This is a genomic window from Exiguobacterium antarcticum DSM 14480 (assembly GCF_000685865.1).
Taxonomy (GTDB): Bacteria; Bacillota; Bacilli; order Exiguobacteriales; family Exiguobacteriaceae; genus Exiguobacterium_A; species Exiguobacterium_A antarcticum.
Genome location: NZ_JMKS01000003.1, coordinates 324,817 through 344,967, shown reverse-complemented (window position 1 = coordinate 344,967; position 20,151 = coordinate 324,817). Strand labels below are relative to the sequence as shown.

Genomic DNA, 20,151 nt, shown 5'->3' with positions numbered 1-20,151 from the left:
GGTCGGTTTATACTAAGAATGTGAAGAGAATCACATTCCCCTGATGGTTCTCTTTTTCCCCCATCCAGTGGTCATAAACAATAAAAAAAGCCGTTTTCGCGAGTTCTTAATCGCGGAAACGGCTTTTTTTAGGTTAAGCATGGGCAGAGTCTTTTAAATGACGCCATACTTTACCATCACAGTACGTGAGGGACACACATTTTTGCTGAAGCATTAATTTTTTTAACTCATGTTCCACTTGAGCTTCTGTTGCATCATAAATGAAGGCAATTTCAGAAGTCGTTGCTGTATCATACCGTCTCAAGAACTGTTCGAGAGGAGGTTTTGCCTGCTTCTCAAACGGTTGTTCTAACAATTCATTCAGAATCGATACATAAATCAAATATTCATAATGGCCTTCCGCCTTAATCGCTTCCTCATCCCCAACAAAAGCAAGTGTCGGGAGAATACGTACATCCCAATCCGTAACGAGCTCCGTTTCTTTTTCGAGCATCAATTGGATGGTATCTGATTCGATGTCACGATGGAATTCCGCTAAATCCAGACCAAATTCGGTTAAGGCTTCCGCTAAACGCATCAGAGAGGCACGTGAATAGGCACTTTCACCTTCGACATTATGCAACATGCGCAACCGGCGCATAAAACGCATGCCGAATGTTTTTCCTTGTAACTCAATCGCTTTTAAAATCAACAGTGGTGACATGTCACATGCTGATCGTGAAGGGGCACAGGGAATCGTCGCGATCGTCCGAAGACGGAATAAATGACCGTATTCTAATTCTAATTTCTTGAGAACGGGAATCAACCGTAAACCATCCGTTTGTGTGACGTCTAGAAAATGATAAATTTCTAGTGGTTTCGTCGGTTGTTGAATTGATGGTTCGTCCAATGAACAATATGATCCGTTGCATTGTTCGTGTTCCATCCGTTCACCCCTTTTCTATTAATATCGTTACCCTATTTTAGCAACGAAAAAAAAGAAAGAGCAAAGGTTTTGCTTGTACATTTCTACACGATTAACGTGTAAGCGCTTTAAGGTCCATGAAACGGACGATTTTATTTTTGGTTTCACGCGTAGGAATCCCATTCGATTCAAGCAATTCATGAAAAGCTTGTTTGCCTGTCGTATAGTCGGTTACTTCAAATTCAAGTTCATAATCGGTCACGCCTAAGTAGCGGCTTTTATCTAAGACGAGCAGTCCGGTGTCGAGTTGTTTCTCGAACCGCTCTGTTTCTAAACGACCTAAATGTTCAAGGGAAGTCGTCAAATTAAATTTCTCTAATTGTTGTTTCATTGCATTCGAATGGATGAGACCATATTGAAATAAGTCTTCGGCTTCTGTTTCCGACAGGGTAACGTGGGTTTCCAGTAATCCATCGTCTTTCGGTTCTTTTAAGGTCAAGACGAGACCTGATTTTTTTTCACGGATGCGTAGCGCGGCACCGTGACTCCGAAGTTCGAATGTCGGGGTATCAAAATAATCGTTTGCCTGCCAAACGGATGATCCAGATGTGTTATACCGTTCCATCAATCGTTGGTATTCCGTTTCGATTAAAAGATTTTTAAATTCAATTTCCATTTCTTGTCTCATTTGTGACCACACCTTTCTAGTTGAATGCTTGAAAATATGATACCATGAATGGTGTAGTGGAACGAATCGAACTAACAATTTAGATTAAAAGTGGTGACAATGACGATGACAAAAGAAAATTGGGACTTATTTCTCGCACCTTATCAAATCGCAGTGGATGAACTGAAAGTAAAATTAAAAGCCATTCGAAAACAATTTCAACAACGTGGGGAACATTCACCGATTGAATTTGTCACAGGACGTGTCAAACCTGTAAAAAGCATCTTACAAAAAGCAGAACGAAAAGCAATTGATATCGAGCTACTGGAACAAGATATGCAAGATATCGCCGGTCTGCGAATCATGTGCCAATTCGTAGATGACATCATCCATGTTTTAGAATTGTTGCGTTCACGGGGCGACTTCAAGATCGTCGAAGAACGAAACTATATAACGCAAAAAAAGGAAAGTGGGTATCGTTCGTACCACATCATCATCGCCTATCCGGTCCAAACGATTGAAGGAGAAATTCCGACGCTCGTCGAGATTCAAATCCGGACACTGGCGATGAATTTTTGGGCGACGATCGAACACTCGCTAAACTATAAGTACCAAGGTAATATTCCGGAAGAAACAAGAGAACGGTTGCGGCGCGCAGCTGAAGCGGCTTTTTTACTTGATGCGGAGATGAGCCAATTGAAGGTTGAGATACAAGATGCTCAAGTCGTCTTACACGAACGTGAAGCGACCGAAGCGAAGAATCGATCAAAAGAGTAGGAGGATGACGATGCGTTTTGCGGTTACAGCGCGGGGCGATGAACGTTCCCATATGCTAAAAGAACAGTTGGAACAGGCGTTAATTGAACGGGGAAGTCATCGAGACACCGTTACTCCGGAAATCGTCATCTCAATCGGTGGGGATGGGACGATGTTACAAGCCTTCCATTCCTATTTAGATCAAGTCGAAGAGATCACACTCGTCGGGATCCATACCGGTCACCTCGGTTTTTATGCTGACTGGCGACCGGAAGAAATGGACGAATTGATTCAACACATTGCAGCGAACAATATTGCAACTGTCGAATACCCGTTACTTGAACTATCGATTGACTATGCTGACGGGTCGACGAATAAATTGTTGGCATTGAATGAGTGTACGATTAAAAGCTTTAACCAGACGCTTGTATGTGATTTATCGATTCGTGGGGAGTATTTTGAAACGTTTCGGGGAGACGGTCTATGTATTTCCACACCGTCCGGCTCAACGGCATATAATAAAGCATTAGGTGGAGCAATCGTTCACCCGGCACTCGAGGCGATTCAAATTACGGAGATGGCATCGATCAATAACCGGGTGTATCGAACGATCGGGTCCCCGATGTTGTTGCCGAAACATCACGATGTCGAAATTCGACCCGTCAATCCGATTGATTTTCAATTGACGTATGATCATTATGCATCGATCGTCCATCAAAACGTCACATCGATTCGCTGTCGGGTCTCCGATAAAAAAGTGAAATTTGCACGGTTCCGCTCGTTCCCATTTTGGCAACGGGTACGTGAATCATTTTTAGAAGAAGATGGAAGTTAACTAAACGAGGTAACGTTATGGCATTTCAACTAGAAGAACAAGTCACAAAGCAGCAAGACGGGTGGAGTGTCGGTCATTTTTGTACGACCCGTCTGCATATTTCAAGGAAGATGCTTGTTTCGATCAAGCATCATGGTGAGATACTACGAAATGGCGAACATGTCATCGTCAGTGAAATCGTTCATGTGGGAGACCGGATTCACGTCCGATTTCCAGAGGAAGCTCCGGCACCTGACATGCATGCGACAAACGGGGAACTAGAAATTTTGTTCGAAGATGATTGGCTCTTGATCGTCAATAAACCACCGGGCATGGCATCGATACCGTCACGCCTTCATCCGGAACGGTCACTTTCGAATTTTGTACTTGGGTATTACCAACAACATCAGATACCGTACGCGATTCATATCGTCAATCGATTGGACCGGGACACGAGTGGACTGGTCGTTTTTGCAAAACATGCGCTTGCCCATCATCAATTAAGTAAGATGCAACAAACGGGTTTACTTGACCGACGTTACATCGCGTTGATTGAAGGACAAATCCTGCCGCAAACGATTAATCTTCCAATCGGACAAACCGATCACTCGTTCATGGAGCGAATGGTTCGAGAAGATGGTCAGCATGCCGTCACGCATATCTTAACAAGTGAACCACTGTCTGCCTTTTCTCGTGAATTGTCTCAACTGACCATCAAACTCGAGACAGGGAGAACCCATCAAATTCGTGTCCACCTTGCGGCTCTTGGTCATCCGTTAGTCGGCGATACGATGTACAAAGGAACACCTTTGATTCCACGGCAAGCCTTACACAGTGCGTCAGCGTCGTTTCCCCATCCGAGAACAGGAGAGGTAATGCGGTTTGAAGCCCCTTTACCGGATGATTTACGTCTGTAAACGAAAAAGAGTGAATTCCAACTATCGGAATTCACTCTTTGTTGATTAGTCTTCATCAAACATCGAAATACGAGATTGAGAAGCAATCGCCATGATCAGACCAAGTCCAACTAAGTTGACGATCATCGTGGATCCTCCGTAACTGATGAAAGGAAGTGGCAAACCGGTAATCGGTAAAACGCCCATCGTCATCCCGATGTTTTGGAAAATCTGGAATGTAAACATCGCGACATAGCCCGTCACGATGTACGTACCAAACGGATCGGCTGTTTCGAGTGCGATTTGAATCAACCGATAGATGAATAAGAACAAGATGATCAAGACGACAGCGGCTCCGATGAATCCATAGTGGGCCGAGATGGCCGTGAAGATAAAGTCCGTGTGCAGTTCTGGTACGGAAACTTGTAGTTTCCCATATCCGACACCAAACATCTGTCCGGAACCGATTGCATTAATCGACTGAACGAGTTGGTAGGAAAGGTCATCTGCATACTCAAACGGTTGTAACCAAGCCATGATTCGGTTCATGGCGTGTCCAGGGAAAAATGTTGCGAGTAAATCATTTTGGAAATAAAACAGATAAAAGAATCCGACGATGGCAACGGCAAATATGCCGAACATACCGAGTAACCATTTCCAGTTTAATCCGGAAAGTAACATCGCGCAGGCTAAGATGACGCAAAGAATCAATCCGATTCCTAAATCGGGTTGAATGATGATCAACGCTAACGGAAGCAATGTGATCGCGACCATCTTGATCAGCAATAATAAATCACGTTCATGTTGGACGTAACGGGCATTGTGTTCCGAGATGACCGCAGCTAGCGTGACGATCAGGAAAAACTTCATGAATTCGGCCGGCTGAACGGTTCCGATGACCGGAAACTGATACCAACCATAAGCCCCTTTGATGTTTGCGACTAAAGGAGTCCCCCGTAAGACGACGAGACCGATCAAGGAAAGGATGCCGGCGCCATACAAGTACCAGTGAAACCGCTTCAGTTGCTCGTAATCGATGAGGATGACGATGGAAAGTGCGATGAAGCCGATCACGTACCATTGAATTTGTTTTGCGGTAAAGTTGATTTCACTAATCGCTCCTTGCAAAAACGGTTGAGCGGTGTAGATCGCCAGAACGCTGATGACCATCAAACAACCGAGCAAAAAAAGCAATGTGTTATCATAACGTTGTGTAAATGATTTAAAACGGTTCATTCCATCCCTACTTTCTGTCTCTTTCTATATTACCGTAATTTATCAAAATCGCAATATCAAGAGCGATGGTTGACAGAAGCGTTACGTTTTTGTAACCTAGACATAGGTGTTATTACCAGGTACTAATTTAAGGGGGAACTCATAATGAATATTTATCCTTCACTTGAGGGGAAGACGTATGTTGTAATGGGTGTCATCAATCAACGATCAATCGCATGGGGCATTGCGCGTGCACTTGACGCAGCAGGAGCAAGTCTTGCGTTTACGTATGTCGGGGAACGTTTTAAGGCACCACTTGAAAAATTAGGGCAAGAGTTATCACGTCCCGCTTCATATTATACATGTGATGTCACGAGTGACGAAGAAATCGAACAGGTCTTCCAGACGATTCATGCGGATCACGGGCAGATTTCCGGGATTGCACATTCGATTGCGTTTGCAGACAAAGAAGCCTTACGCGGCGAATTTTCATCCGTGACACGCGAACAGTTTACACAAGCTCTTGATATTTCAGCGTTTAGTTTGACAGCTGTCGTCAAAGCGGCAAAAGACTTTTTCACGGAAGATGCGTCGGTCATCACGTTGACATATCTTGGTGGTGAAAAGATGGTTCCGAATTATAACGTCATGGGTGTCGCTAAAGCAGCGCTTGATGCGAGTGTTCGTTACTTAGCAGCAGAGTACGGGAAACAAGGTGTTCGTGTCAATGCGATTTCAGCAGGTCCGGTTCGGACGGTTTCTGCAAAAGGAGTCGGTGATTTCAATTCGATTCTTGAGAGCATCGAAGAACGTGCACCTCTTCATCGAAACGTCACGACAGAGCAGATCGGTCAAAGTGGATTGTTCTTACTTTCGCAGATGTCGAGTGGTGTGACAGGTGAAATTCTTCACGTCGATAGCGGATTCCATATCCTATAATAAGATCTAACTCACTCTAAAATCTTAACTTATCAGCTAAAGCCAGGGGAAACCTTGGTTTTTTTGTTTTTCTTGAAGATATTTTGGGAATAAGACAATAACAAGCTGAAGATGAAGGGGAGGGAAGTCATATGTATCAAGTAGATTTTACGGTTGTACAATATGTAAATCGTCAAGTCAGAGTCGATTTGGAGCGGAAAACAGAACCAGTCGCTCGCATCAACCCAATCAAATACGTAGAACCGCATCATGAGGAATTAGAAGAACAAGCAAATGCTTATGGCGTATTGCCTGAATTAAAACTTCCCGGTCGCACGTTCGACCGGGAAGTTTGATGTTATTGAGATGTGAAACGGAAAGTTTCGTATACACTCCATGAACCGTTGTCCAGTTCATACAGAAGGGCCATTTTCGTGACATCTTCTTGGAAACGGATATCTTCCATCTTTAGACGTTCGAGCACATCAAATAACTCGACGTCCGATAAATCTTGTCCAATCGTGATATGAGGCAAGAAGTCATATTTTGGTGTATGCGCGAGATCACCAGCATGTAGTGCTCGGTGAAGTTGTTCCAGCTCATCCGTCGGCATGACTTTTAAGAACAAGACATTATTTGTCGGATGGAAAGAACGTGCTCCTTGGATATGAAGGGAGACTGGTTTTGTTTGCGCAGCTACTCTGTTGAGTGCAGCAACAATCGTTTCGAGCTCGGCATCGTCGACACTGATCCGCTCTCGCATCGTAATGTGTGGTGTGATTAACGCATACTTGGAATCGTACCGTTTCCGGTATGAGTTCGCAAAATCTTGAATCTGTTTCGATGGAAACAAAACTACCCCGATGTTCATCGAAAATCCCCTACTTTCCCCTGAAATGATAACGCTTTACAGGATAATCATGACCGATTATCCGCTTGATGTCAAAGAAGTTTGAGGAGAGAATAGGAATCCGTGTATACTTATGAAGAACTTTGTCAGAGAGGTGGTTTTTGTCATGAAAGAAAAAGCACATTCAAAAGAAGTCAAACAAGCAGCAATCGATAAACTGCATGAACGAGGGGTAACGATTCATGCGATTGCTGAAATCGTCTACCAGATGCAGGCTCCGTATACGATTGAATTAACACTTGAAACGTGTGTCAGTTCAGTCGAACGTGTCCTTGAAAAACGTGAACTCCAACATGCAATCCTCGTCGGAGCGGAACTGGATATCTTAGCGGAAAAAGGGTTGTTATCTGAACCCCTCCTATCAATCATCCGCAGTGATGAAGGACTGTTTGGCGTAGATGAGACGATTGCAATCGGTGCCGTCAACACGTACGGATCAATTGCCGTGACGACGTTTGGGTATCTGGATAAAGCAAAAATCGGCATCATTAAAGAACTGGATACAAAAGTGGATGACGGTCGAGTCAACACGTTCATGGACGATATCGTCGCTGCAATTGCTGCGAATGCGTCCGGACGACTGGCACACCGTTTGCGTGATAAGGAAGACTACTCGGCAGAAGAGCTGGAACAGCGAAAGGGCACGTATTGATGAAAGTAAATCAGCGGGTATTAATCGTCGCAGGAATCGTACTCGTTCTTTTTTTAACGATTGCGTTATCAATTCGCCTGACCGGTTACTTTTTGTTTGATGCACAATTATCTAATGAAATGGCAGAACGCGTCCCAGGGAGCTATGTGTCGTGGTTCACTCAAATCGGATCAGGCGTCGGAGCCGTGACGATCACGAGCATCCTTGCGATTATGAGCTACTTAATTTGGCGTGATAAAATCGGGAGTATTTGGTATTTCGTGACCTGCCTATCTGTAGGTATGTTAAATCAAGTCGTGAAATTAATTTTTGTCAGAGATCGTCCGTCACTTAATGACTTGGTAGGAGGCGTTGGCTATAGCTTTCCAAGTGGACACTCGTCGATGGCATTTGCCGTATACGGAGGATTCATCGTCCTTGCATGGCGCTTTTTAAGTCGAACAGGACGGATTGTCGTCAGCACAGTCTGTACCTTGATGGTTCTTGCAATGGGGTCTTCAAGAATTATTTTGAACGTCCATTACTTCTCTGATGTGCTCGGAGGCTTTTTATTCGCTGCCTTCGTCCTCAGCTTGTCGTATGCCTTCGTAGCACCGAGACGAAAAAAGGAGATTTATAATTAATGTTATTACTTGATATTGACACTAGTATTTTGTTTGATGAAGCAACGATGCAAACGATGGACCAACCGACCTTGCTCGTCGAGCGGATGGACGGAAACAAACGGTTCATGACGATGCGGGCGCATTTACGTCTGAAACGATTAGTGGAGATCAACCAAGTGATTCCTGTTACGAACCGAACAGTGGAGCAATTCAAACAGCTTGAATTGTTTCAAATTGATGCGAAACCGAAATGGGCAATCCTTGAGAAGGGCAAGCTTTTATTAAAAGATGGAAAACCGGATAAACGATATACGAACTGGTTGCGACAACAGCAACAAACAACTTCCTTGGATACAATCTTAAGTTATCTAGAAGAAGTGGAGCACTTAGCATGGTCGGTCTATCCAGCTGAAGCATGGACCGAACGAATAAATCGAAAGCATCAAACAATCCATCATGTAGCAGACGAAGCTAAAATGCTCGACGACGTGTTTAAAGACGTTCAAGCTGAAGCTACTCGTTAGGAAAAATGATAATCCAAAAACCCCTCTTTGCCGTCATTAATAGACGGCAAAGAGGGGTTTTTGGGTTAAAACGGAACAGTAATGTCGTCAAACCAAAAGACACCAACTGTTTCCGATCCAGCATGAGTCAAAATGGAAGGACCGAATTGTGTGATTTCAATGGAGAGTTGTGGCAGTTTAGCCTGAATCGTGTCCCGCAACTGTTCAGCGGCCGACAAGGCGAGCGTATGACCGATATAGAGGGTCTGTTTGTATAAACCGGATCGTTCCACCTGTGAGACGATTTCTGATGTCATTTCATGAAACGCTTTTTTGATCGAGCGAACCTTCTTGAAGGGAACAAGTTTACCGACTTCGTCGAACTTGACAATCGGTTTGATGTTCAGCATGTTTGCGAGTAAAAACTGGCTGCTCGAGACACGACCACTTCGGCGCATCGTCTCCATGTTACCGATGATCAAATAGAAATGGGACTGATGTTTGAATTGATCCAAAACAGCCATCACTTCTTCTGGTCGTTTACCGGCTTGAGCTAATTGCATGGAAATACGCAACATTTCTTGTTGATTGGCACCACCTGTATAAGAATCGACCGCATACAGTTTAAATCCGACGGCATCTGCAGCGGCGACAGAACTAGCATACGTTCCGCTTAAGCCACTTGTGATGTGTACTGCATAGGCATAATCATAACCTTCAGCCTGCAGACGTTCGTAGAGTTCGACTAACTCACCAAAAGAAGGTTGTGAAGTGGTTGGGACAACGGAAGAATCTTGACGCATCTTTGCATCAAGTTGTTCGACTGAAAGATCAACGTATTCACGATAGGATTCTCCATTGATGATGATTAACGTTGGTACTACGTGGACTCCGATTTTTTCTGATTCCCCCGGTGGGAAAAAAGCCATACTATCGGTAATCCAAGCGATCTTATCCATTAAAGCGACGCCTCCAGTAAAAAGTCATTTTGTTCATCATACCATAGCGATGAAAGCGGCATCACTAGCCAATACGCTTTTCAGGAATAGAATCTTTAGAAACGTGTCCAATCGATGAACTGATGACGAATGTAACTAAAACGGGCAAAAGCCAAGCTAAATTTTGTTCGGTCAGCGGAAAGATCTTGTAGATAGTAATCAAGATCCCCGGTAAGACCTTTAAAGAGGTTAAGGCGCTTAATAACGAAAATAACGCAGTCACGAATAAAGTCGTTCGGTAAACGAGTGATGGTCTTTTTAGGAATGAACGGATGAACGTCAATCCGATTAAGACGATGACGATTGGATAAAGGAACATCAACACAGGAACAGCGATGGTGAGTAACGTGTTGAGACCGAAAATCGAGATCGCAAAACCTAGCACGGTCGTAAGTGTTCCAGTGATGGGGAGCGAAAGTCGACTTGAGAACGACATCAAGTATTCAGAAAAAGCTGTGACGAGACCGACGGATGTCGTCAGACAGGCGAGTAAAATGGCGATTCCTAAAATAATCAGACCAATCGTTCCAAACGTATTATCGGCATATTGTTGCAATAAAGAGGGTCCATCGACGGATCCAACGGCACCAAAACTGTTTCGGCCGATGAATCCGAGTCCGGTATAGACAAGAATCAGTGATACGGCAGCAATTAAACCAGCTCTTGTGACTGTTTTTAACTGGACCGTCCGATTCTTCAGACCACGTGCGTGTAACGTATGCAAGATAATCACTCCGAATACGAGTGCGCCTAAAGCGTCAAGTGTCAAGTATCCTTGCAGGAATCCTTGAATAAAGGCATCTGTAAAACTAGCATAACCCGGTGCCGGTTGTTGGACAGTAGACAAGGGGTTCATGATACTGCTAATACTTAGCGTGGCAAGTGCGACAAGCAACAACGGTGTGATGAATCGGCCGATGATATCAAGCAACTTGCCCGGTTTCAGGACAAGGTATAACGTCACTAAAAAGAAGAGCGAAGAAGAAATCATTAAACTCGTCTGGCTTGGTCCACTTAAAAACGGGACGACACCGAGCTCATAGGTGACGACAGAAGTCCGGGGAATTCCGAAAAACGGACCGATGGCGACATACAGCGCAAATGTCAATAAAGCGCCGACGAATTTAGGCAACGGATTTGCAAGCGTACTGATCCCCCCGCCGACCCAGGCGACGGCAATTAATCCGACTAACGGCAATCCGACACCAGTGACGATAAAACCGAGCATGGCGGGTAAAAATTGTGTGCCCGCTAAAGCACCGAGCTCAGGAGGGAAAATTAAGTTACCGGCTCCAAAAAATAAAGCAAAAATCATGAATCCTAAAGCGAAAATATCTTTTCGGTTCAACATATATATTACCTCCTGTTTTTCAATAATCTCATACACTATACCATTTGCTAAAAAGTGATGAAAGAATTTTTAGAATATTCATTTCTTTAAGAAGCTACTTTTTCATGGGAGTCGTCAATTCTTTTACTGTTAATTTTGCAAGACTAACATGACGTGGACGATTCCTCAACAGAAATTGCCAGACAAAAACGCCCTCTTAAAGCCAGAGTTTCCTGACTTATGAAGAGGACGTACGCAACAAAGTAATAGACACATGGTAAACTAGAGGAACAAGTATTCAGCTAGATGCCATGAAACGACCTTTCTTTTGTCGTCTCAATTTATGGAGTAGCCAAGCGTGAACGACTTCGCACGATTGACGAGGGAGGGTCAGTTCCACTAAAGGTTCCTGTTGCTGACCACGGATAATGAATAATCCTGTTTCTTCATCAATTGGTGAAATAGTCATTGAGCTCGCTTCATTCAAGGACACTTTCAGTTCGCCCGTCGTGGCATCCTTTAACTTCAGAATGTTCCCGTTCGTCGCAAACTTGGTGAATGAACCGATTCCGTTCACTTTTAACTGATCCATGCTAAATTCCTCCTTCGGTTAATACATTGCTGAAATAAATCATAAGAAAAACCGTACCAATTTCTAACTTCCAAAAGGTTAATCTTATTATAACGAAGTCTACTCAAGATGCCAGCTTTAATTTATGTGAAAATTCAAATGATTCAGTAATGTTATCGTCATATAAACGATTGGACAAAAAATGAGGCGGAGCTCTCGTCAGAAAGATATGAAAAAAGCATCTTGTCATGGAGCGACGAAGATGCAGAGGATCATTGTAACTCAAAAATCCAAGCTTTTTTACGGTGAATCAGTTCACCACGTTTTACAATCGATTCTTTATTTGTATCCAGGTCTTCTTTTAAGACCGTCATATCTTCGTATCTTCCGGCGACATAAACCGGAATGGTGATTTGTCGCGTGAACACAGACTGTTTAACGTTCGCAAAATCAATCAAAACGCCTTCATGCAGCAAATGACGAAGGTTGATGATGATTTCGGCAGTGAGAGGAGAAGCAGACAGAACACGGAATTCCCGTCGGATTTTTCGTTGGATTAGTAAAGAGAGGGCATGTTCGATCTGAGACCAGTCTTTTAAGTAGACCGTAGCTTGGACACTGTCTTGTTCGCTGAAGTAGGCCCACTCGTTGCCGACGGATGAAAGGAACGGACTAGGCATACCACGTTTCATATGCATCAAAAATAGCAATTCCGCGATTTCGACGTCTGTTAATGTGTCGAGTGAATGCGAAGAACGAATATCGATGGTACTCAAGGGGGAGCGTTCGACATCGATCGATTGGGCAAACTGTTCGACTTCGTGTCCTTCGACATAATGAAAAGAAGTTCGGAAAGATTGTTTAACGGATTTGAAGGCTGCCCCTGAAACGAGTAGCGGACGTTTTGAATCGATAGACAGGATAAAGTCAGAAAACGAAACACCAGACATCGTCAATCGGTGGTTTTCCGCATCTTCATACAAGTAGAGTAGTGAACTAGACATGATAGGAAACTTCCTTCCTTGATAAGTAACTTCGTTATTTCAATAGTAGCAAAACTTCCGGAGAGCGAAAAGGATATTTCCCTTTGAAAACGGGCATAATATAAAAAAGAGGTGATAGGGTATGTGGGGATTACGAAAACCATTCCCGGAACTGAAAACAGAACGTTTTATTTTAAGAGAGTTAGAAAATAAGGATGCGCGTGATTTGTTTAAAATCTTATCAGATGATGACGTGATGTATTATTATGGATCCGATCCATTAGTCACCGTATATGAAGCCAAAAACGTCATCAGTTATTTTAAAGAACAGTTTACGCAAGGTAAGGCAATCCGATGGGCGATCGCCGATCAGGAGACCAATCAATTAGTAGGGACGATTGGGTTTCACAATTGGTTGACCCAATACCATCGTGCAGAAATTGGATTTGAGGTTAGCCAAGAGTATTGGCAACAAGGGGTAGCTTCTGAAGCAGCACGTGCCGTGTTGACTCATGGATTCGAAGATTTCGCTTTGCACCGAATCAGCGCCCTCGTCGCACCTGAAAATATTGCATCCAATGCACTCGTGCAAAAGTTGGGATTTCAAGCAGAAGGACTGCTTGAAGACTATGCATACAGTCACGGTCGGTTCATGGATTTAACGATTTACCGCATGCTTGCATCGGAATGGAAAGGATGACTAGTTGAATGTCAAAAAAATCACTTGTCTTATTACACGGATTTGCTGGAGGAACTGATTATTTTAACCGAGTCGAAGCGCGACTTCGCTTATCGTTTGATGTGCTTGTACTCGCATTACCGGGACACGAAGGGGAATCGGTCGGACCGGATACAATCGAAGGGTTTGCGACATGGGTGATGAACGACTTGGAACGAAGAGGGATTGAGCAACCGATCTTAATCGGGCATTCGTTTGGTGGATACATCGTCGCATCAATTGTCGAGATGTATGCTGAAAAAATTTCTGGTTTTGGATTAGTCTACTCGACCGCAAAAGCAGATACGGAAGAAGCAAAACAAAAACGAAATCAAAACATCAACCGGGTGTCAGAAATCGGGGTTCGTGAATTCGTTGACGGTATAGTACCTGGACTGTTCGCAGAAGATGCGGATCCGATGATTGTCTCGGAAGCAAAAGAACTCGGATACATGATGACTGTCGAAGGGGCAATCCGGGCATTAGCTGCGATGCGGGATCGAAAAGATTTAACGGATGCGTTGAGTCAAGCGAAAGTCCGTGGTGTGATCGTTCATGGTACAAAAGACCCCTTGATTTCCGAAGCAAGTGCCTTTGCGCCTCAAAATGATCAGATTATGTTCCGTTCGACAAGCAGCAGTCATATGGGGATGTTGGAAACACCGGATGCTTTTTGTGACATCATTGAAGAACGGTTTTCTCAGGAAACCTCTTTTTAAACGTACGATTAATGCGTTCTGCTTCTTGTTTGAGATTCAGTCCTGCGTTCACATCACGGTCGTTCTTGTATACCGTGCCATCCGACAGGATGGCGAAGTTCTTGAGTCCGACGTCGACGCCGACGGATGAACCGGTCTTCGGCAGTTCGTTGATCTCCTGCTCGACGAGCAGGGAGACGAAGTATTTGCCTGAAGCGTTACGTCGGATCGTGGCGTTCAAGATACGGCCTGTGACCTGTTTCGAGTGGGCGAAACGAACCCATTTCAGCTTCGGAAGTTTGAGCTGGTTGCATCCAATCGAGACTTCAGGAAGCTGGTTTTTGCCTTGGATGTTGGTCTTGTACGACTGGACGGGATGGCGCTTGGACTTGAATCGAGGGCGTTCGTTCTGTTTCTTGAAGAAGCGATCAAACGCATCGGCAAGGTGTTTGACGCTGATCTGAACAGATGTACTATCGACTTCCTTCAACCAGTCGAACTCCTGCTTCAACAAAGGAATTTCTTTGGAACAAGAACCGTAGGACAGTCCTTTTCCAGTGGTCTTGTACGTTTCATCCCACTTCGCCAAGAAGTGGTTGAAGACGAAGCGCGAACACCCGATCGTCTTCGCGATCAGGATTTCCTGCTCTTTTATGGGGTAGATTCTGAATTTGTAGGCCTTATGCTTCAACACCATTTTTCACCTCCTTCCAAGGGAATATACCCGAAAGGCAGGCTGGCGAGAATACTCCCACTTTCACTTCGTTTAGAAGTGGGCGTATTCTCGCCTAATTTTGATAAAAGGAATCACTCTTTCTTTCGCGCGCTTTCTTCAGGTGAGACACAAGCCGGCTTCGCTGTCCTTGATGGACAGGAAACGGGTCCGCATAATCTTGCACTTTTCCTAGGAGCCGCATGAAGCGAGTGGTCCCCTTTCAACGAGACGCGGGTGGCGGATTTAACATCTGCCACCCACGTCTGTGTGGAGAATGGATTTTGAGTCAATCCTATCTTTTTTTGAAACCACGCAGCGAAGAAAAGCGTTTACGTTGCAATTTGAAGTGAATTTCTGAATGATGAATGGGGGAGGGATCAAGATGAAGATTATAGCAATCGAACCAACACCAAGTCCGAACAATATGAAAGTAATCGTCGATGAGACATTTTCTGAAAAAGGCCAAACATTTGAACATCCGGTTGGTGCGCCAGAGCATATCGTAAAGTTACTGGACATACCAGGCATCAAATCGGTCTACCAGGTGAGCGACTTTTTAGCCGTCGAACGTTTTCCGAAATATGATTGGCGAACACTTGTCATTGAGATTCGTCGTACGTTTGGCGAAGTGCTCAGCGATGTCGAACAACACGAAACAGATGCAGCGTTTGAACCTGTTCATTTATTCGTCCAGTTTATTTTAGGTGTCCCGATGCAACTGAAAGGGGTCAAAGGTCTGGAAGAAAAACGACATGGTCTACCTGAACGATTCCGGGAAGCGGCTTTATTCGTTCAACCCTATGTCAAAAACGTCATCAGTGATCGTCGGTGGGTCGAGCAAGCACCACGTTATGGGGATTTAGATGATAGTTTAGCTGAAGTCGCGCAAGAAATTGAAGTGGCGTACCCTCAGGAGCGAATTGAACGCTTAAAAACGATTGCTTCCGGAGAAGAAGTGACGTTTGATGGGGAAACATTAACTTCATCTGATTGGAAACAACGATTTGCAGCACTGGATGAGTTACCAATCAATCTAGCATGGGTACCTGCCTACGCTAAAATGCTCCAGGATGAAAAAATGCAAATCCGAAGACAGGCCGTCGTCAAACTCGGAATGTTTGAAGAGAATCGACTGGAGTTATTGGAATACATCACGAATGCGCTGCACGATCCGTCGAGCAGCGTACGTCGAACGGCCGGGGATACGATTTCCGACTGGGCGTTACCTGAAGCGGAACCAATGATGATTGAGGCGCTGACTGATAAAAACAAATTAGTGCGTTGGCGAGCAGCACGCTTTTTATTCGATGTTGGGACAAAACAATCGATTCCTCGATTAACGGAAGCGGTCCAAGATCGTGAATATGAAGTGGCGCTACAAGCTGAATTGGCGTTGGCTCGAATCGAGAGTGGGGAAGAAGCACTAGGAACGGTTTGGCAACAAATGAATCGAATGACTGGTGAAGGTTCATGAGAACTTGAAAAAAAGAGCGTAAGAAGAACCATTCGACAAAATAACGCATAGGTTGTCTAGGTATATTTTCCCTATCGCTTAAGAAAAATGGGAAAATATGAATATTATTTTGTAATGGTTTTGAAACGGAATTGAAATGTGTTGATAAAACGCCAATTTTAAGATGTATTTGCCAACTAATTGAATGTGTAAAAAAATGGTTGTATCTTTTGTAATAAAGTTTTGACACGAAATGTCGAATGAGAATTTCCTGATGTTTGTACCGGTTTGATAAAGTGAAATCACAATAACTGATTCGATTTCAAACAGCTGTTTTGGTTTGACTGACATCTGACATAACAAAGGAGATTCGGGGATATGATACTTTTTGCTGAAACAGATTTAGCGGTAGGATACAAAGAACGGACGGCGACAGGTATATTCGTGACGATCGAAACAATGGACAGTCGGACGATCACGCTCGTCGCACCAGCGACTGCGACGGACGCGATTTGCGACGAATTGTTCGTGACGGGGATCGAACAATTGTTTTCGATGACAAAAGCGAGTGTAACGATTCCAGTTGCCTAACGTAAGAAGCCAAGAGGTAGGATGAGGTCAAACCTCATCCTACCTCTTTTTTGTGCTAAAATCGGCAGTAGAAGAAGTAGGGAGGGGGCGTTGTCTTGAAATGGATAACCCGGTTATCCTGTTTATGTGTACTGACATTGATCATGGTTGGTTGCAGTCAGCAAGAACAACAGAAGCAGGTTGGACAAACGACACAAGACGCTGCCTTGGAGCAACCAGTTGAAATCACGGTATCTGCAAAGCAGACGAAGCCGACAGTGGTGGAAGCAATCGTGTTGTTGAAGAATCCTAACGATGAGGATCTGACAATAACGTTTCCGACATCCCAACGATTTGAATTGATTGTCGAGGATGTAAACCAAAAAGTCTTGTACACGTTCTCACAAGAACAGGTATTTACCCAAGCGATTGAACAGGAACGTTTTGAAGCACTGGAGACAAAACGTTACGAAGTGAAAATTGAACTTCCCGCTTCGAGTAACCCGGCAAAAATCGTGGCCTCAACGATTCGACAGGTGGACGGTGCGGCTACATCCGTTATAACGGATCAAAATGAAATCACAAAATAAGCTAAGACAAACGCTGAAGGAGAGTGACGGTTTCATGCAACAGGAAATCATTCAAGTGACGGGAGTCAAACCGGTCATCGTAGCTGAAGACGAAATGAAACAACGGATTCAATTTTTAAAGGAGTATCTTGTACACACGGGAGCAAAAGGGTTTGTGCTCGGGATTTCAGGTGGACAAGATTCATCATTAGCCGGACGTTTATGCCAGCTTGCAGTCGAAGAGTTACGAGAAGAGATGGAGCGAGACTATCAATTTTATGCCGTCCGTTTGCCACACGGTCAACAACAGGACGAGTCAGATGCGCAACTCGCTTTATCGTTCATCCGACCGGATCACGCGCTACGTGTCGATATCAAACCGGCCGTCGCTGCCTCGATGGCTTCATTCGAACAAGTGACGGGGCAAGTTCTGTCGGATTTCAGTAAAGGAAATACAAAAGCCCGTGAACGGATGAAGGTGCAGTATGATTTAGCAGCACACTTCGGTTGTTTAGTCGTCGGGACGGATCATGCAGCAGAATTCGTGACCGGATTCTACACGAAACATGGAGATGGGGCCTGCGACTTGACGCCATTGACGGGACTGAATAAACGGCAAGGAAAACAATTGTTACGTCATTTAAAAGCACCTGACGGATTGATTGAGAAAGTGCCGACAGCTGATTTAGAGGACGATCAACCAGGATTGCCGGACGAACTGGCTTTAGGGATGACGTACGATGAAATTGATGATTACTTGGAAGGGAAGCAGATTTCAGCGGAAAGCCAAGCTAAACTAGAAGCACAATATAAACGTGTAGGTCATAAACATCATATGCCTGTCTCACCGCTCGACACATGGTGGAAATAAGTCATACCACATAGGAAACGATAGCTGCGTCAGCTGTCGTTTTTTTCGTCTGAAATCGGGAAAAGAACTACAAGGTTAGACAAGTGTTGAGAAAGTCGGAGGTGAAGGACGTGGAGACGGTTGCTGTTGTCGGTGGAGGATTAGCAGGGTTGTCAGTTGCAGCGTTACTTGCGCGTCAAGGGAAACAGGTCCATCTGTATGATGCCGGTCTTCTAGGCGGGCGGGCAACCTCACAAGTCATCAAAGGATTTACGTTCAATTACGGAGCCCATGCCATTTATGGGCGTGATCAGTCTATTCTACGGACGATCATCAAGACGTTGAAGCTAGAGATCACATGGCTCGATTTTTCTTCGACCAAAGCGAAATATGAATTTGCGGGTCATCTGACGGCGGCCCCTGCGAATGCGATCGGATTATTAAAAACAGAAGTCATCAATGGGACGGATAAACTCCGATTTACATGGGAGGTCGTCAAAACGGTGTTGCATCTCGAGCGGGGAACACCAGATGTATCGATTGGTCAATGGTTGGCTCAAGAAAAAGTAGAAACGGACGTCTCGCGTCTGATGCTTGACTTAGCTTCAAGTAATTTCTTTACGACAGAACCGGAAAATATTCCTTCGGTCGTTTATTTTGATTATTACCGGAAACTATTTCGGACGCGAAAACCGGTTTCGTACATTGCTGGGGGGTGGCAAGTACTGATTACTGAGCTGGAACGTGTGTTACAAGAAAATGAGGGAACAATCCATCGGAAAACAAAAATTACCGCGATTGAAGAAATTGAGCAACGTTATCGGTTGCGTGATCGAAAAAAAGACGAGTGGACGGTTGATCGGATCATATTCGCTCTTCCACCTCGCGACATGCGGAAATTGGCATTACCGGTTCCGATTCAGTCCTTCATCGAACCATTCGCCTATTATGAGCCGGTCGAGGTGCTTGTCTATGATGTTGGTCTCAGCCCTTATATCCAAACACCGTTTTCGTATGTCTACGACCGGACGCATCAACTATTCGTGACGGATTTATCCCACTATGATCCGAGCATCGCACCGAAAAACGGCCAAGTTTTACAAGTGGTTGCTTATTTAGCGCATCAGTATGTCGGGAATCCAGACTATCTCGCAGAAAAAGTGGACCAGATTCATCGTTTGCTGGATCAACATTATCCGGGATGGCGCGATCGGTTAACCGTTGAGCGAACGATGAAGCGGGCCATCGTACAAGAAATCAAATGGAAGATGGGACAAATCGCCTTACCTTGTTTTATGAATGAAGAAACTGGGCGCACGGTCGCTTTTGTCGGAGACTGGTGTGAGGGAGAAGGGCAATTATCGGAGTTATCTTTTTCAAGTGCCTATACCGTTGCGGCCGCATGGGAACAAAAAAACGCTCATTGAGCGTTTTTTTGTTGGGGGTAGAAGGCGAGGATGACCAGTAGCGTAAACGCGATCAGACTCATCATCGGAATCGTCAAGAACCCAAAATAATTGACCCATTTGATCAGACACCCATTCGTACAGAGGGCTTCTCCGTCCGGCAAACGTTCCAATATGACGTGATAGGCAGCAACTGCAAAACCAAGTAACGTGTACAAGCGGATGAAAAAGGCATCGACTGGTCGGTTACGGAATAACGAAACGAGTAAATAGATAGCCGTCGTATACATGAATAAGCGTTGCCACCAACACAACGGGCAGGGGATGAAACCTCGAATTTCACTAAAATATAGACTCCCGAGAGTCGCGATCGTTGAGACGATTAACATAAAATGATAGCGTGACATATGTACCTTCCTCTCTAACGTGTTAAACTAATGCCATCTTATA

General features: G+C 44.5%; 24 protein-coding genes and 1 pseudogene. 15 read left to right on the top strand and 10 right to left on the bottom strand.

All coding sequences use genetic code 11. From position 1 onward, the window contains the following. Positions 1 to 133: 133 nt before the first annotated feature. The gene (locus P404_RS0102855) at positions 134 to 889 is read right to left on the bottom strand and encodes a DsbA family protein (protein ID WP_236624272.1); all 756 of its coding nucleotides are present in this window, start codon (positions 887 to 889) and stop codon (positions 134 to 136) included. A 127-nt stretch (positions 890 to 1,016) separates the two neighbouring features. Further along, complete coding sequence (locus P404_RS0102850) at positions 1,017 to 1,592, bottom strand: CYTH domain-containing protein (RefSeq protein ID WP_026829920.1); 576 nt, start codon at positions 1,590 to 1,592, stop codon at positions 1,017 to 1,019. A gap of 105 nt (positions 1,593 to 1,697) precedes the next feature. Between P404_RS0102850 and yjbM the strand changes: the two genes are divergently transcribed. From yjbM to P404_RS0102835, 3 genes are read left to right on the top strand one after another with little or no spacing between them, the layout of a single operon-like run. Next, a complete protein-coding gene (gene yjbM / locus P404_RS0102845; RefSeq protein WP_034774245.1) occupies positions 1,698 to 2,348 on the top strand; it encodes a GTP diphosphokinase in 651 nt (216 codons plus the stop codon). A 10-nt stretch (positions 2,349 to 2,358) separates the two neighbouring features. Continuing rightward, the gene (locus P404_RS0102840; RefSeq protein ID WP_014970840.1) at positions 2,359 to 3,162 is read left to right on the top strand and encodes an NAD kinase; all 804 of its coding nucleotides are present in this window, start codon (positions 2,359 to 2,361) and stop codon (positions 3,160 to 3,162) included. Between the two features lie 17 nt (positions 3,163 to 3,179). After that, positions 3,180 to 4,058: an RluA family pseudouridine synthase gene (locus tag P404_RS0102835; protein WP_026829919.1), complete on the top strand. Its 879-nt coding sequence runs from the start codon at positions 3,180 to 3,182 to the stop codon at positions 4,056 to 4,058. Positions 4,059 to 4,103: 45 nt separating this feature from the next. Here the strand turns inward: P404_RS0102835 and P404_RS0102830 are convergent, their stop codons facing one another. Further along, positions 4,104 to 5,273, bottom strand: a complete 1,170-nt coding sequence (locus P404_RS0102830) for an FtsW/RodA/SpoVE family cell cycle protein (RefSeq protein ID WP_014970838.1) — start codon at positions 5,271 to 5,273, stop codon at positions 4,104 to 4,106. A 144-nt stretch (positions 5,274 to 5,417) separates the two neighbouring features. Here P404_RS0102830 and fabI point away from each other — a divergent pair, with 144 nt between their 5' ends. Both fabI and P404_RS0102820 read left to right on the top strand, forming a co-directional pair. Continuing rightward, the gene (fabI, locus tag P404_RS0102825) at positions 5,418 to 6,191 is read left to right on the top strand and encodes an enoyl-ACP reductase FabI (RefSeq protein ID WP_014970837.1); all 774 of its coding nucleotides are present in this window, start codon (positions 5,418 to 5,420) and stop codon (positions 6,189 to 6,191) included. Between the two features lie 131 nt (positions 6,192 to 6,322). Beyond that, complete coding sequence (locus tag P404_RS0102820) at positions 6,323 to 6,526, top strand: hypothetical protein (RefSeq protein WP_014970836.1); 204 nt, start codon at positions 6,323 to 6,325, stop codon at positions 6,524 to 6,526. A gap of 2 nt (positions 6,527 to 6,528) precedes the next feature. On the opposite strand, the gene P404_RS0102815 is transcribed toward P404_RS0102820, so the two are convergent. Continuing rightward, on the bottom strand, positions 6,529 to 7,041 hold the full coding sequence (locus P404_RS0102815) for a YjcG family protein (RefSeq protein WP_014970835.1): 513 nt from the start codon (positions 7,039 to 7,041) through the stop codon (positions 6,529 to 6,531). Positions 7,042 to 7,186: 145 nt separating this feature from the next. On the opposite strand from P404_RS0102815, the gene P404_RS0102810 reads away from it, so the two are divergent. From P404_RS0102810 to P404_RS0102800, 3 genes are read left to right on the top strand one after another with little or no spacing between them, the layout of a single operon-like run. Further along, positions 7,187 to 7,732, top strand: coding sequence for a phosphatidylglycerophosphatase A family protein (locus P404_RS0102810; protein WP_026827879.1), 546 nt, complete (start codon positions 7,187 to 7,189; stop codon positions 7,730 to 7,732). Next, a complete protein-coding gene (locus tag P404_RS18005; RefSeq protein WP_051590454.1) occupies positions 7,732 to 8,355 on the top strand; it encodes a phosphatase PAP2 family protein in 624 nt (207 codons plus the stop codon). The genes P404_RS0102810 and P404_RS18005 overlap by 1 nt, the downstream gene beginning before the upstream one ends. Beyond that, the gene (locus P404_RS0102800) at positions 8,355 to 8,861 is read left to right on the top strand and encodes a hypothetical protein (RefSeq protein WP_026829918.1); all 507 of its coding nucleotides are present in this window, start codon (positions 8,355 to 8,357) and stop codon (positions 8,859 to 8,861) included. The genes P404_RS18005 and P404_RS0102800 overlap by 1 nt, the downstream gene beginning before the upstream one ends. Before the next feature lie 65 nt (positions 8,862 to 8,926). Here the strand turns inward: P404_RS0102800 and P404_RS0102795 are convergent, their stop codons facing one another. From P404_RS0102795 to P404_RS0102780, 4 genes are all read right to left on the bottom strand, one after another. Further along, the gene (locus P404_RS0102795) at positions 8,927 to 9,799 is read right to left on the bottom strand and encodes a DegV family protein (protein WP_014970833.1); all 873 of its coding nucleotides are present in this window, start codon (positions 9,797 to 9,799) and stop codon (positions 8,927 to 8,929) included. Between the two features lie 64 nt (positions 9,800 to 9,863). Beyond that, a complete protein-coding gene (gene brnQ / locus P404_RS0102790) occupies positions 9,864 to 11,189 on the bottom strand; it encodes a branched-chain amino acid transport system II carrier protein (protein ID WP_014970832.1) in 1,326 nt (441 codons plus the stop codon). 277 nt (positions 11,190 to 11,466) lie between these two features. After that, positions 11,467 to 11,760: a hypothetical protein gene (locus tag P404_RS0102785; RefSeq protein ID WP_014970831.1), complete on the bottom strand. Its 294-nt coding sequence runs from the start codon at positions 11,758 to 11,760 to the stop codon at positions 11,467 to 11,469. Between the two features lie 251 nt (positions 11,761 to 12,011). Continuing rightward, positions 12,012 to 12,743: a hypothetical protein gene (locus tag P404_RS0102780; RefSeq protein ID WP_014970830.1), complete on the bottom strand. Its 732-nt coding sequence runs from the start codon at positions 12,741 to 12,743 to the stop codon at positions 12,012 to 12,014. A 121-nt stretch (positions 12,744 to 12,864) separates the two neighbouring features. Here P404_RS0102780 and P404_RS0102775 point away from each other — a divergent pair, with 121 nt between their 5' ends. Beyond that, positions 12,865 to 13,422 carry a GNAT family N-acetyltransferase gene (locus P404_RS0102775; RefSeq protein ID WP_014970829.1) on the top strand — a complete coding sequence of 186 codons (558 nt, stop codon included), beginning with the start codon at positions 12,865 to 12,867 and terminating at the stop codon, positions 13,420 to 13,422. Between the two features lie 8 nt (positions 13,423 to 13,430). Then, positions 13,431 to 14,159, top strand: coding sequence for an alpha/beta fold hydrolase (locus P404_RS0102770; RefSeq protein ID WP_014970828.1), 729 nt, complete (start codon positions 13,431 to 13,433; stop codon positions 14,157 to 14,159). Here the strand turns inward: P404_RS0102770 and P404_RS17300 are convergent. Continuing rightward, positions 14,149 to 14,832: pseudogene (locus tag P404_RS17300) on the bottom strand (RNA-guided endonuclease TnpB family protein); the annotation flags it as partial. The gene P404_RS0102770 and the pseudogene P404_RS17300 overlap by 11 nt on opposite strands. 403 nt (positions 14,833 to 15,235) lie before the next feature. Here P404_RS17300 and P404_RS0102760 point away from each other — a divergent pair. The 5 genes from P404_RS0102760 (at position 15,236) to P404_RS0102740 (ending at position 19,722) form a co-directional block, all read left to right on the top strand. Next, a complete protein-coding gene (locus P404_RS0102760) occupies positions 15,236 to 16,327 on the top strand; it encodes a virulence factor (protein ID WP_014970827.1) in 1,092 nt (363 codons plus the stop codon). Between the two features lie 357 nt (positions 16,328 to 16,684). After that, positions 16,685 to 16,897, top strand: coding sequence for a hypothetical protein (locus P404_RS0102755; protein WP_026829917.1), 213 nt, complete (start codon positions 16,685 to 16,687; stop codon positions 16,895 to 16,897). A gap of 95 nt (positions 16,898 to 16,992) precedes the next feature. Further along, positions 16,993 to 17,466, top strand: coding sequence for a BsuPI-related putative proteinase inhibitor (locus tag P404_RS17295; protein ID WP_034773986.1), 474 nt, complete (start codon positions 16,993 to 16,995; stop codon positions 17,464 to 17,466). Between the two features lie 34 nt (positions 17,467 to 17,500). Further along, positions 17,501 to 18,316 carry an ammonia-dependent NAD(+) synthetase gene (nadE, locus tag P404_RS0102745; RefSeq protein ID WP_014970824.1) on the top strand — a complete coding sequence of 272 codons (816 nt, stop codon included), beginning with the start codon at positions 17,501 to 17,503 and terminating at the stop codon, positions 18,314 to 18,316. A gap of 110 nt (positions 18,317 to 18,426) precedes the next feature. Then, complete coding sequence (locus P404_RS0102740; protein WP_051590453.1) at positions 18,427 to 19,722, top strand: FAD-dependent oxidoreductase; 1,296 nt, start codon at positions 18,427 to 18,429, stop codon at positions 19,720 to 19,722. On the opposite strand, the gene P404_RS0102735 is transcribed toward P404_RS0102740, so the two are convergent. Further along, positions 19,716 to 20,108 carry a disulfide bond formation protein B gene (locus P404_RS0102735; RefSeq protein ID WP_014970823.1) on the bottom strand — a complete coding sequence of 131 codons (393 nt, stop codon included), beginning with the start codon at positions 20,106 to 20,108 and terminating at the stop codon, positions 19,716 to 19,718. The genes P404_RS0102740 and P404_RS0102735 overlap by 7 nt on opposite strands. Positions 20,109 to 20,151 lie beyond the last annotated feature (43 nt).

Excerpts from the sequence above, each read along its gene's own strand:
- P404_RS0102850 (WP_026829920.1), bottom strand. The coding sequence starts at position 1,592 with ATGAGACAAGAAATGGAAATTGAATTTAAAAATCTTTTAATCGAAACG.
- yjbM (WP_034774245.1), top strand. The coding sequence starts at position 1,698 with ATGACAAAAGAAAATTGGGACTTATTTCTCGCACCTTATCAAATCGCA.
- P404_RS0102840 (WP_014970840.1), top strand. The coding sequence starts at position 2,359 with ATGCGTTTTGCGGTTACAGCGCGGGGCGATGAACGTTCCCATATGCTA.
- P404_RS0102835 (WP_026829919.1), top strand. The coding sequence starts at position 3,180 with ATGGCATTTCAACTAGAAGAACAAGTCACAAAGCAGCAAGACGGGTGG.
- P404_RS0102830 (WP_014970838.1), bottom strand. The coding sequence starts at position 5,273 with ATGAACCGTTTTAAATCATTTACACAACGTTATGATAACACATTGCTT.
- fabI (WP_014970837.1), top strand. The coding sequence starts at position 5,418 with ATGAATATTTATCCTTCACTTGAGGGGAAGACGTATGTTGTAATGGGT.
- P404_RS0102820 (WP_014970836.1), top strand. The coding sequence starts at position 6,323 with ATGTATCAAGTAGATTTTACGGTTGTACAATATGTAAATCGTCAAGTC.
- P404_RS0102815 (WP_014970835.1), bottom strand. The coding sequence starts at position 7,041 with ATGAACATCGGGGTAGTTTTGTTTCCATCGAAACAGATTCAAGATTTT.
- P404_RS0102810 (WP_026827879.1), top strand. The coding sequence starts at position 7,187 with ATGAAAGAAAAAGCACATTCAAAAGAAGTCAAACAAGCAGCAATCGAT.
- P404_RS18005 (WP_051590454.1), top strand. The coding sequence starts at position 7,732 with ATGAAAGTAAATCAGCGGGTATTAATCGTCGCAGGAATCGTACTCGTT.
- P404_RS0102800 (WP_026829918.1), top strand. The coding sequence starts at position 8,355 with ATGTTATTACTTGATATTGACACTAGTATTTTGTTTGATGAAGCAACG.
- P404_RS0102795 (WP_014970833.1), bottom strand. The coding sequence starts at position 9,799 with ATGGATAAGATCGCTTGGATTACCGATAGTATGGCTTTTTTCCCACCG.
- brnQ (WP_014970832.1), bottom strand. The coding sequence starts at position 11,189 with ATGTTGAACCGAAAAGATATTTTCGCTTTAGGATTCATGATTTTTGCT.
- P404_RS0102785 (WP_014970831.1), bottom strand. The coding sequence starts at position 11,760 with ATGGATCAGTTAAAAGTGAACGGAATCGGTTCATTCACCAAGTTTGCG.
- P404_RS0102780 (WP_014970830.1), bottom strand. The coding sequence starts at position 12,743 with ATGTCTAGTTCACTACTCTACTTGTATGAAGATGCGGAAAACCACCGA.
- P404_RS0102775 (WP_014970829.1), top strand. The coding sequence starts at position 12,865 with ATGTGGGGATTACGAAAACCATTCCCGGAACTGAAAACAGAACGTTTT.
- P404_RS0102770 (WP_014970828.1), top strand. The coding sequence starts at position 13,431 with ATGTCAAAAAAATCACTTGTCTTATTACACGGATTTGCTGGAGGAACT.
- P404_RS0102760 (WP_014970827.1), top strand. The coding sequence starts at position 15,236 with ATGAAGATTATAGCAATCGAACCAACACCAAGTCCGAACAATATGAAA.
- P404_RS0102755 (WP_026829917.1), top strand. The coding sequence starts at position 16,685 with ATGATACTTTTTGCTGAAACAGATTTAGCGGTAGGATACAAAGAACGG.
- nadE (WP_014970824.1), top strand. The coding sequence starts at position 17,501 with ATGCAACAGGAAATCATTCAAGTGACGGGAGTCAAACCGGTCATCGTA.
- P404_RS0102735 (WP_014970823.1), bottom strand. The coding sequence starts at position 20,108 with ATGTCACGCTATCATTTTATGTTAATCGTCTCAACGATCGCGACTCTC.